This is a genomic window from Colwellia sp. (genome assembly GCF_013215345.1).
Taxonomy (GTDB): Bacteria; Pseudomonadota; Gammaproteobacteria; order Enterobacterales; family Alteromonadaceae; genus Colwellia.
This window is the reverse complement of record NZ_JABSOV010000117.1, coordinates 1-11,379: the sequence shown is the minus strand read 5'-3', so window position 1 is coordinate 11,379 and position 11,379 is coordinate 1. Positions and strand designations below refer to the sequence as shown.

Genomic DNA, 11,379 nt, shown 5'->3' with positions numbered 1-11,379 from the left:
TTATCAGTGGCTTAGCCTTGCCCTTCATTGTGCAAGCTAAAGCGCCTCATCTCGCTGCTGAAATCAATACTTGTAGTCAAATAAGCCAGGACCAAGCAAGATTAACCTGTTTTGATGCACTTACCCAGAGCAAGACTTTACCAGCAGAAACTACTAGTAAGGCAGTAACAAGTGAAAAGTTGCCATTAACAGAGCAGCAAATTGATGAATTTGCCAAAGGTCATGTAGAAAAATCGAAAGAAGAACTGGCTAAAGAAATAAATAGCATTACCCTGACCATTAGTGAATTAACTAAAACATTACGTGGACAATGGAAAATAGTTTTTGAAAATGGTCAAAAATGGCAACAAAAAGATGGTCAGAAGCTTAAGTTACAAGTTGGTTTGAAAGTAAGTATAACCAAGGGCGCACTTGGCGCGGTATATTTAAAAAAAGAACATAGCAATAAACGGATTAAAGTCAAAAGGCTAAAATAGAGCGAGATTACTTTGAATAAAGGCACTTTAATAGATATTGGCGTTAACTTAACCAATAAGCGCTTCGATAAAGACCGTGAAGCAGTCATTCTTCGCGCACAATCGGTTGCGCTCAGTGGTTTACTGATCACGGGCACCAGTGTTGCAGAAAGTCAAAAAGCCTTAGCACTGTGTCAGCAATACCAAGAAGATTTCCCCTATTTTTTATATAGCACCGCAGGTGTTCATCCACACGACGCTGACCATGTTTCAATTGATTACATAGAACAACTGCAACAATTAGCTATGCAAGCCCCGGTGAAAGCTATTGGTGAATGTGGTTTAGATTTCAATCGTAATTTTTCTGCTCCGGCACAACAGCTTAAAGTTTTTAGCGAACAAGTTGCTTTAGCGGCAAAGCTACAAATGCCGCTATTTTTACATCAAAGAGATGCTTTTGAACCTTGGTTCAATATTCTATCGCCATACTTAGGTAAAGTACCTGCTATGGTCTCTCACTGCTTTACTGGTGAGAAAAATGAATTAATGCAATGCATTAAAGCTGATATGTATATTGGCATTACCGGTTGGCTATGTGATGAGCGCCGTGGTCAAACTCTTCGAGATATTGTCAGCTTAATTCCGTTAAATCGTCTATTGATTGAAACGGATGCACCCTATTTAACGCCTCGAACGATTCGACCAAAACCCAAAAGTAGCCGTAACGAACCTAGTTATTTACCTTACATCCTGAAAGAAATTGCTAGCATTACAGGTCTTGACCAAGAAGAGATTGCTTGGCAAACTAGCCGTAATGCCGAAAAAGTCTTTAATTTTCCTACAATGAAAGAATTAGCCTAAATGAAGCCAATTGTTATCGCTAAAGTCACAGGTTATGTATCCTTACTGATGCTATATACTCCTGTGAGTATGGCAATGACAGATGAGTCGACCGAACGCCTATGTTTTGGCATGGGTTTTTTCTTAGGCAGCGTAATAACTGGCTTAATTTTCTGCTATTCAAATCGTCACTTTCACAAAAAATATCAAAAAATGTTATTGCGAGTTAAATTAGCAAAAAACAATAGCAAAATAGCCGATCAGGCAATGCAAAGTTTGGCTCAAGAGCAACAAGACAATCAAGATTTATTAGAAGAAAGAGTACAAGAGCGTACTCTAGAGCTTAATATTGCCCTGCAAGAATTAGAAAGTGCCAACCAAGAGCTTGAACGGAAAAATGTCCTAGATGAACTTACCGGCTTACACAATCGACGACATTATGATCAAAAAATATTAGCCGAGTACCGCCGTAGTCGCCGTAATCTAACGCCATTGAGCTTAGTGTTAATTGATATTGATCACTTTAAATTAGTGAATGATAACTACGGTCACTTAGCCGGAGATCAGTGTCTAATTTGGTTGGCTAAACATATAAAGCAAAGCTTGAAGCGTAGTGCTGATATAGCCTTTCGTTATGGAGGTGAGGAGTTTTGTCTTATTCTGCCTAATACCGAGGTAGAAGGTGCTTTACTCATGGCTGAACAATTACGTTTGCTGCTCAATGAACAAGCATTCATCTTTCAAGAAATAGAGATACCACTCACGATTAGCTGTGGTACCTGTACTTACCAGCAAGAAGTTGATGTCGGGCCCGAGCAAATTTTCTCTGGCGCTGATAAAGCGCTATACCAAGCTAAGCACAATGGCCGCAATCAAACACAACAATATATATTAACAGAATAATTTTTAGGAATACTTATGTACCACAATGGTAATTCGGCTTTTGGCCAATATCCAGCTCGTCGTATGCGCCGTATGCGCGTTGATGATCATACTCGTCGTTTAATGGCGGAGTCTCAGTTAACAGTCAACGATCTTATTTACCCTGTTTTTGTGCTTGAAGGCGAAAATCAGCGTGAAGCTATTGCTTCAATGCCGGGTGTTGAGCGTAAAAGTATTGATTTATTGTTAGAAGAAGCGCAAGAGCTGGTCGATCTAGGCATTCCAGCTATTGCCCTTTTCCCGGTAACGCCAAGTGATAAAAAATCATTGATGGCGGAAGAAGCATATAACCCTGAGGGTTTAGCTCAACGCGCAGTACGCGCACTTAAAGCTAAATTCCCACAACTTGCCGTGATTACTGATGTTGCCCTTGACCCTTTTACTACCCATGGCCAAGACGGTATTTTAAGTGACAGTGATGACAATAAAGCGGGTGTCAGCGGTTATGTTTTAAATGATGTCACCAAAGATATTTTAACTAAACAGGCTTTATCACATGCAGATGCTGGGGCAGATATAGTTGCACCATCAGATATGATGGATGGTCGTGTCGGTGCAATCAGGCAAGTTTTAGAAGAGAATGGTTTTGTTAACACTAAAATTCTAGCTTATTCAGCAAAGTATGCCTCTAATTACTACGGACCATTCCGTGATGCCGTCGGCTCAGCTGGTAATATTAAAGGTGGCAATAAACATACCTATCAAATGGACCCTGCTAATAGTAACGAGGCATTACATGAAGTGGCTCAAGATATTGCCGAAGGTGCTGATATGGTAATGGTAAAACCTGGTATGCCTTATTTAGACATAGTGCGCCGTGTTAAAGACACCTTTCAGGTGCCAACCTATGCTTATCAAGTCAGTGGTGAATATGCCATGCATATGGCCGCTATTCAAAATGGTTGGTTAGAGGAAAAACCTTGTGTTATGGAAGGTTTATTAGCATTTAAACGTGCAGGAGCCGATGGTATTCTAACTTACTTTGCCAAAAAAGTTGCTCGCTGGTTAAAAGAAGACGCTTAATTTTTTAATTAAAACTTAACTTTAAAGCCAATAAAAAAGCGCGAATTTCTCGCGTTTTTTATTGGCTAGCATTCGACTTAGTCGGAAGCTTTAAGCTTGTTATTAAAGTTTTTTAGCTATTAATACTTTCTGGCAAGACGGTCTTGTCATTAAATTAGCTAAATATTGCTCTACCTTAGGAAAGTCTGTCAGCAGGTTAAAACCAGCAGGTAAGCAAGATATATAATGCAATATGGGCGCTAATAAAGCATCGGCAATGGTGAATTGTGCAGATGATAACGAGTTTTCCTCAGCAAGTATCTTTTCAATGATAGCGAGTACGGTTGCAGCTTTAGGCTGAACTTCTTTCACCACGTCAAAGCGGACACTGTTGTTGTCCCCTTTGGGAAAAGCAAACTCCAGCAAGTATTCTCGTACCAATACTTTATCAATATCTATTGAGATTAACGCACAAAGGGCATCGTGCTTGGCAACAGCCAAGCTATTGTCCGGCTGCAACGCCTTATCTGCATCCAAGTAGCGACAAATACTGGCTGTTTCGGGCAGAACCAAGCCGTTATCTAGTAACACCGGTATCTTGCCAAAAGGGTGCCAGCTTAAGTGCTGCTCACTTTTAAAGGCGACTTCCTTTCCTGCCACTTCAAAGCCAACGCTGTAAGCAAGTTTTTTTTCTTCACATACCAGCATGACCGTGCGGACGAAATTTGAAAAGCTTGGTCCGTAGATATTTATCGTTTCAGCTGTCATTTTATTCTCCTTTATTTATCAAATTTACTGTATAGGAAATAACTTAACCTTAATTAAAATATGTTAAAGAACATATTTTAAAAATATGGAATACTAGCAAGGTAATTAATCAAACAACTGGGACATGGCAATGGCGTGGCAAGATACTCATAAGGCACAGTCAAAAGATAGAATTTTAACCAGTGCAGCTATGCTTTTTACTCATCATGGCTTTGAGCAGATATCCATTGACCAAGTGATGAAAAATGCCGAGTTAACGCGCGGGGCTTTTTATAGTCATTTCAAATCAAAGAGTGACTTATACGCACAAGCAATCAGAAAAGCAGCAACTGTCGCCTTTCAAAGAAAGCCAGTAAATTGTCCGCAGAATATGAAGTCGTTTGCGCAGTATTATTTAAGTGCTGAGCATAGAGATGATCAATATGAACAAGCGTGCCCGTTAGCTTTTTTAGTCTCCGATATTAATCAGCAAGATAGTCAGGTCAAAGCAACTTATACTAAAACGTTACAAGCTTTTATCGCCCAAGCCGACTCGTTATGCCTAAGTAGAGAAAAAGCACTACAAAGCGTGGTATTGATGGTTGGTGGCTTGGCTTTATCTAGGGCATTAGATGATAAAAATTTAAGCAATGAGCTTTTGGCCGCTTGCCAAGCAGGGGTTAGCACACTATCAAATGAGGAAGGCACTGATGTCAGCTGAATTAACTATAATATTACTTAATACTGTAATTATTGTAATTGCTTATGTCTCTGTGTATCCGAAATTGGCCGGTAAAAACCTGAATAAAGTGGCGCTATTTGATTGCCTGGCTTCTGGCTTAGCGTTAGTTATTGTGGCAAATAAATATTGGGGGACAGCTGTGGAGTTTGATTTTTTAATGTTTGAGCTAAACTGGTTTTGGTTCACTTTACTGAGTTATAGCATTATTGAAATTCCAGTGGCGCTTTGGTATTTCAGGGATTCACTTCCTAAGGGTAGCTAAAGGTATCTTAAGACAAGTAAAAGATAGGGAAGATAAGTAACCTCAACTCTGGATAAGCAAAGTTACTCAATAAGTTATTTTAGCGCCTATCTTTGTTAGTTCTGCTACCAATAGCCAGCTATTGGGTACACAGAACCGCCTTGATAGACACTAAACTATCAATATTGAGTGATATAAAGAGACTAATATTTTTTATTGGTATTGCAACTAATTGATATTAATAGTTACTTTGCAAGTATCAAACATTCATTAACCAGAGTTGAGGTTAAGTAATACTAGAGAGTATGGATAATTTTTGCGTCAGGAACTAATTCAAAGAGTAAACCTTCACGAAGAGCGCCACTTGAAAGACATAATTCTTTTATACGCAGACATTTAAACAAAGCTATCAATATACTTAACCCGCTGGCTAATATTGCTTTGCGATCAGCTCTTAGTCCTGCTATTTCGATATTGTTTATGGTCTGACAACTTATCAGAGTTTGCTGGATTTCATTAAGAAATACTAAAGTGATAGTAGGTGCTTGTTGACGTTGTTTAAGTATCTCTATCATGGCTTGCATGGTACCTGAACTGCCAACAGCAGATTGCCAACCAAGTTGAACAAAATCATTGTTCACTGTATTAATAACATTCGATGCAGCGGCGATACAGAGGTCAAAATTTTGCTGATTAAGTACGCCACCAGCAAAGTATTTACCAATATAGCTAACACAACCAATATCTAAACTAACCAATTTTTTTGCGGTACAGCCTGAACCAACGATAATTTCAGTACTAGCACCACCAATATCGAGTACCAACTTTTTGGCATGTGATTGGTGTTTATTGCTGATAGAGGTATGGGCAACCCCGGCATAAATTGTTTTGGCTTCTTGTTCACCGCTTAATAATTTTATCTGTTTAGGTAAGATCTGTTTAGCAGCATCAAAAAATAGCTGATTATTCTTAGCCATGCGTAATGCAGCTGTGGCAACAATAAGGATATTATTTACTGGGATAGTTTGTAGATGTAGAGCGAAGTTTTTCAGACAGTCAAGGCCACGTGCAATGGCTTCGTCAGAAAGCAGGTTGTTATCATCTAATCCTGCAGCTAAGCGTACTTTTTGCTTAACTTTATTAACGGTTTTTAGTGATTTTCTATTTGATTCACCTATTGGTTCTGCACTTGACTCAGTAATCAAGCAGGTAATAAGTAGGTGGAAACTATTAGAGCCTAAATCAACCACAGCGTAATGGTTCTCATCATACTGTGGTATTGCCTTTGACGTGGCTTGATTTTGGCTCTCTAAATCACTCAATGTGCTTTAAATCCAGGGAATAGTTTAGCGGTTGCCGCGATTGCTATTACCACTACGGTTGGCTGGTCGAGTATTAGAACGACCACCTTGGCGGTTGCCACCTGTTCTTGACGTATTAGATCTATGACGACGTTGACGAGGTTTAGGTCTAGGTAAATCAGTCAATAATGCATCATGATCATACTTAGTTACTGGTAGTTCATGCTCAATATAAGTTTCAATTTCAGGTAAATTAAAAACATATTGCTCACAAGCTAAACTAATCGCATGACCGCTTGCACCAGCACGACCGGTACGACCAATACGATGGACATAATCTTGACAATCATCAGGTAAGTCATAGTTAAAAACATGAGTTACGCTAGGGATATGTAAACCACGAGCAGCAACATCGGTTGCAACCAGAATGTCTATGGTACCTTCAGTAAATTGCTCTAATATTTTTAAGCGCTTTTTCTGTGGTACATCACCGGTTAATAAACCAACACGTATTTTATCGGCATTCAGGTGATCATAAACTTTTTCACAAACATGTTTGGTATTGGCAAAAACAATCGCTTTTTCAGGCCAATCTTCTTCAATCAATGTTTGTAACAAAGACATCTTGTCTTCGTTAGATGGATAGAAAAGCTCTTCACTAATACGAATATTGGTTTTTTGCTCTGGCGCAACTTCAACACTGGTAGGATCATTCATATGATCGAAGGCTAATTCTTTTACACGGAATGATAAAGTTGCCGAAAATAGCATGCTTAAACGTTCAGTAGCTGGAGGCATTTTATTAAACATATAACGAATATCTTTAATAAAGCCTAAATCAAACATTCTATCGGCTTCATCAAGCACGATGACTTCAATGTTAGTAAGGTTATAAATACCTTGCTTCATGTAATCGATCAAACGACCACAAGTGCCAATAAGAATATCAACACCAGCTTCTAATTCTAAGCGTTGACTTTCATAACCTTCGCCCCCATATACAACACCAAGGCGTAAGCCAGTGCTTTTTGCCATCTCTTTAGCATCACGGTGAATTTGTATAGCTAATTCACGTGTTGGCGCCATTATTAAGGCGCGAGGTTGGTTATGTGTAGGCGCTTCTTTTTGCAGAAGGTGATGAAAAGTAGCAGCTAAAAAGGCAAGAGTTTTACCTTCACCTGTTTGTGCTTGGCCAGCTATATCAGTGCCTTCTAGCAGAACGGGTAAAGACATCGCCTGAATAGACGTACAATATTCGAAGCCCATAGCTTCTAGTCCAGTGACAACTTGCGGGGCAAGATTTAGGTCAGTGAATTTTGTTTCAGTTAAGTGTGTTTTTTTCATGGCGCAAGCTTAACATTTTTGTTTACTAAATAGTTGCTTAAAAATTAATTAATTAGATTTTATACTAACTCTATTGAGTTATTTCTAATGCAGCGAGAATTAAAAGCTTTAGCTTGAAGATAATGGTTATGCAGGAAATTACTCCTGCATTAGCTAATAAGGTACTTGTTGTAGCGTCCTTATCGAAAGCAATAACGCTGTTTATAAGTATTTAAACTTGCATACGGGCAGCTTGTCAGACAAGTAAGAACGACACAAGTTTGTTTAATTTAGAATAATTAGACCTATGAAAACTTTATTTATTCTAACTTCCATAATTATAGCTCTGAGCTGGAAACTAACTTCTTAGAATCGCTATTACGGCTTAATTAATAACAATGTTACAGAAAACAGTATTGGAAAAGCAGTGAATCACGGTATAATTACCCCCAGAGTAATTACCACAAAGGCGTTTTCGCCATAACAACGGAGAATATGATGAGCGATAAAATTGTTCAGCTAACTGATGATAGTTTTGAAGCAGATGTATTAAAAGCATCGGGTTTAGTATTAGTTGATTTTTGGGCTGAATGGTGTGGTCCATGTAAAATGATTGCCCCAGTACTTGATGATATTGCCGATGAATACGAAGGCAAAGTGACTGTTGGTAAATTAAACATAGATCAAAACTCAACGACACCACCTAAATATGGTGTACGTGGTATTCCAACCTTATTACTTTTTAAAGATGGTGAAATTGCTGACACGAAAGTGGGCGCACTATCGAAAACTCAACTAAAAGAGTTTTTAGATAAAAACTTATAAATGATAAGATTTAAAAAGCCTGATAACTGCTAGCTAAGTTACCAGGCTTTTTGTTTTTGGCTGAAAAAATATTTACTTAGCTTTTATTCAGCCTTTACCTAATCAAATTTTAGTGCTAAATTTAGCCCCTGAGTACAAAATAACATCGCTTTATCTCTATTCTTATTGTAACAAATACATTTAACATACACTTGTGTCGGCAATCGCCGAAGGCACTATCACTTAAAATAGTTTAAGAAACCCCCTATGAACCTTACCGAACTAAAAGAAAAATCCATTAATGAATTGGTTAGCCTTGCTGCGGAAATGAAGCTTGAGAACCTAGCTAGAACACGCAAGCAAGACATAATATTTGCTATTTTAAAAGCACATGCTGAAGGTGATAATGATATTTTCGGTGGCGGTGTTTTAGAGATTTTACAAGATGGTTTTGGCTTTTTACGCTCAGCAGACTCTTCATATTTAGCTGGGCCAGATGACATTTATGTATCACCAAGCCAAATTCGCCGCTTTAGTATGCGCACGGGTGATACCATCCAAGGTAAAATTCGTTCACCGAAAAAAGGCGAGCGTTACTTCGCTCTATTAAAGGTGACTGAGGTTAACTTTGACCGCCCAGAAAACACCCGTAATAAGATATTATTTGAAAACTTAACCCCGATTCATCCAACCGATCGCTTCATCATGGAACGTGGTAATGGTTCAACAGAAGATATTACCGCTCGTGTTATTGATTTAGCGTCACCCATTGGTAAAGGCCAACGTGGTTTAATTGTTGCGCCGCCAAAAGCCGGTAAAACCTTATTATTACAAAATATTGCACAAAGCATTGCCCATAATTATCCTGATGCCGAGCTAATGGTATTATTAATTGATGAGCGTCCAGAAGAAGTAACTGAAATGCAGCGCTTGGTGAAAGGTGAAGTTATTGCTTCTACCTTTGATGAACCAGCAAGTCGTCACGTACAAGTGGCAGAAATGGTCATTGAGAAAGCAAAACGTTTAGTTGAACATAAAAAAGACGTGGTCATTTTACTTGATTCGATTACCCGTTTAGCCCGTGCTTACAACACAGTTATTCCTTCGTCGGGTAAAATTCTATCTGGTGGTGTTGATGCTAATGCTTTACATCGTCCAAAACGTTTCTTTGGTGCAGCACGTAACATCGAAGAAGGTGGTAGCTTAACAATTATCGCGACAGCGCTAGTTGAAACGGGCTCTAAAATGGACGAAGTTATCTACGAAGAATTTAAAGGTACAGGTAATATGGAATTACACCTGTCACGGAAAATTTCTGAAAAACGTGTATTCCCAGCAATTAACATTAATCGCAGTGGTACTCGTCGTGAAGAGCTTATTACTAAGCCTGCTGAATTACAAAAAATGTGGGTTCTGCGTAAGGTTGTTCATGAAATGGATGAAGTTGGTGCCATTGAGTTCCTTATCGATAAATTGGCCATGACTAAAACTAATGATGAGTTTTTTGATTCAATGAAGCGTAAATAATCGCTTTATTTATAGCTCAACCTTAATTAATGAAAACCAGTCTAATGACTGGTTTTTTTATCTCATACCCGTTATCAATCAAAGTGCTCAAGCACTCTGAAACCTGCATCTTGATTGATAATGGGTATAGTACCTTACCTCTTACTGGTAACTTAGATGAAATACAGTGATTTAAGAGACTTTATCAGTCAACTTGAAAAAATAGGCCAGCTTAAGCGTATTACTCAGCCAATATCTACTCATTTAGCAATGACAGAGATTAGCGATAGAACGCTTAAAGCGAAAGGTCCGGCATTACTTTTTGAAAATCCGGTCGATGAAAATGGTAAGCCACACAGTATGCCGGTACTTACCAACCTTTTTGGTACCCCTGACAGGGTTGCTCTAGCCATGGGCCAAAAAAATGTTGCTGCCTTACGCGATGTTGGCAAGTTGCTGGCTATGCTTAAAGAGCCTGAGCCACCAAAAGGTTTCCGTGATGCGCTAAGTAAAATACCTGTGTATAAACAAGTATTAAATATGCCAGTAAAGGTCATCAAGAAGCCATTGTGTCAGCAAATAGTTTTATCTGGTGATGATGTTGATTTAACTAAACTACCGGTACAAACTTGTTGGCCTGGCGATGTCGCGCCCCTAATTACTTGGGGGCTTACGGTCACTCGAGGGCCGCACAAAGAACGTCAAAATCTAGGTATCTACCGCCAGCAAGTACTGAGTAAAAATAAAGTCATCATGCGATGGTTATCACATCGTGGCGGCGCACTTGATTTTCAAGAATTCAAAAAAGAAAATCCAGGCGAGAAATACCCTGTGTCTGTTGCCTTAGGTGCCGATCCAGCCACTATTTTAGGCGCAGTAACGCCAGTACCAGATACGTTATCTGAATATGCTTTTGCTGGTCTATTACGTGGTGCTAAAACACAAGTGGCTAAATCTATAAGTAATGATTTAGAAGTTCCCGCTAGCGCTGAAATAATTTTGGAGGGCTATTTAGACCCCGATGAAATGGCGCCAGAAGGGCCTTATGGCGATCATACTGGTTATTACAATGAAGTGGATAGTTTTCCAGTGATGACAGTAACACATATAACTATGCGCAAAGATGCTATCTATCATAGTACCTATACGGGCAGGCCACCTGATGAACCTGCCATCTTAGGTGTTGCCCTTAATGAAGTCTTTGTGCCTATTTTGCAAAAGCAATTCCCTGAAATCCAGGACTTTTATTTACCGCCAGAAGTTTGCTCTTATCGACTTTCTATTGTCACTATTAAAAAGCAATATGCCGGTCACGCTAAGGTAGTAATGATGGGCGTTTGGTCATTCTTACGGCAATTTATGTACACCAAGTTTGTCATAGTTTGTGATGACGATATCAATGCTAGAAACTGGGAAGATGTTATCTGGGCAATGACCACAAGAATGGATCCGAGTCGTGATACTGTATTGATAGAA

General features: G+C 39.0%; 12 protein-coding genes. 9 read left to right on the top strand and 3 right to left on the bottom strand.

From position 1 onward, the window contains the following. The 4 genes from HRT50_RS15005 to hemB all read left to right on the top strand — a co-directional run. Positions 1-476, top strand: a 476-nt coding sequence (locus tag HRT50_RS15005; RefSeq protein WP_367238884.1) for a hypothetical protein, incomplete at its 5' end; no start/stop codon positions are given. Positions 477-488: 12 nt separating this feature from the next. After that, a complete protein-coding gene (locus HRT50_RS15000; RefSeq protein ID WP_291615898.1) occupies positions 489-1,316 on the top strand; it encodes a TatD family hydrolase in 828 nt (275 codons plus the stop codon). Then, a complete protein-coding gene (locus HRT50_RS14995) occupies positions 1,317-2,198 on the top strand; it encodes a GGDEF domain-containing protein (protein WP_291615896.1) in 882 nt (293 codons plus the stop codon). It abuts the gene before it with no gap. Between the two features lie 15 nt (positions 2,199-2,213). After that, a complete protein-coding gene (gene hemB, locus HRT50_RS14990; protein ID WP_291615894.1) occupies positions 2,214-3,260 on the top strand; it encodes a porphobilinogen synthase in 1,047 nt (348 codons plus the stop codon). A gap of 102 nt (positions 3,261-3,362) precedes the next feature. On the opposite strand, the gene HRT50_RS14985 is transcribed toward hemB, so the two are convergent. Beyond that, complete coding sequence (locus tag HRT50_RS14985) at positions 3,363-4,007, bottom strand: glutathione S-transferase family protein (RefSeq protein WP_291615892.1); 645 nt, start codon at positions 4,005-4,007, stop codon at positions 3,363-3,365. A 130-nt stretch (positions 4,008-4,137) separates the two neighbouring features. Between HRT50_RS14985 and HRT50_RS14980 the strand changes: the two genes are divergently transcribed. Both HRT50_RS14980 and HRT50_RS14975 read left to right on the top strand, forming a co-directional pair. Continuing rightward, positions 4,138-4,707 carry a TetR/AcrR family transcriptional regulator gene (locus HRT50_RS14980; protein ID WP_291615890.1) on the top strand — a complete coding sequence of 190 codons (570 nt, stop codon included), beginning with the start codon at positions 4,138-4,140 and terminating at the stop codon, positions 4,705-4,707. After that, the gene (locus HRT50_RS14975) at positions 4,697-4,990 is read left to right on the top strand and encodes a hypothetical protein (RefSeq protein ID WP_291615888.1); all 294 of its coding nucleotides are present in this window, start codon (positions 4,697-4,699) and stop codon (positions 4,988-4,990) included. Before HRT50_RS14980 ends, HRT50_RS14975 begins: the two co-directional genes overlap by 11 nt. Before the next feature lie 275 nt (positions 4,991-5,265). Here HRT50_RS14975 and HRT50_RS14970 read toward each other — a convergent pair whose 3' ends face one another. Together HRT50_RS14970 and rhlB are read right to left on the bottom strand one after the other, a co-directional pair. Next, positions 5,266-6,291: a phosphatase gene (locus HRT50_RS14970; protein WP_291615886.1), complete on the bottom strand. Its 1,026-nt coding sequence runs from the start codon at positions 6,289-6,291 to the stop codon at positions 5,266-5,268. Positions 6,292-6,315: 24 nt separating this feature from the next. Further along, positions 6,316-7,614, bottom strand: coding sequence for an ATP-dependent RNA helicase RhlB (rhlB, locus tag HRT50_RS14965; RefSeq protein WP_291615884.1), 1,299 nt, complete (start codon positions 7,612-7,614; stop codon positions 6,316-6,318). A 477-nt stretch (positions 7,615-8,091) separates the two neighbouring features. Here rhlB and trxA point away from each other — a divergent pair, with 477 nt between their 5' ends. The 3 genes from trxA to ubiD all read left to right on the top strand — a co-directional run. Next, positions 8,092-8,418: a thioredoxin TrxA gene (gene trxA, locus HRT50_RS14960; protein ID WP_291615902.1), complete on the top strand. Its 327-nt coding sequence runs from the start codon at positions 8,092-8,094 to the stop codon at positions 8,416-8,418. Between the two features lie 246 nt (positions 8,419-8,664). Then, positions 8,665-9,924 carry a transcription termination factor Rho gene (gene rho / locus HRT50_RS14955; RefSeq protein ID WP_291615882.1) on the top strand — a complete coding sequence of 420 codons (1,260 nt, stop codon included), beginning with the start codon at positions 8,665-8,667 and terminating at the stop codon, positions 9,922-9,924. Between the two features lie 156 nt (positions 9,925-10,080). Further along, a partial coding sequence (gene ubiD / locus HRT50_RS14950; protein ID WP_291615880.1) for a 4-hydroxy-3-polyprenylbenzoate decarboxylase occupies positions 10,081-11,379 on the top strand: 1,299 nt, incomplete at its 3' end.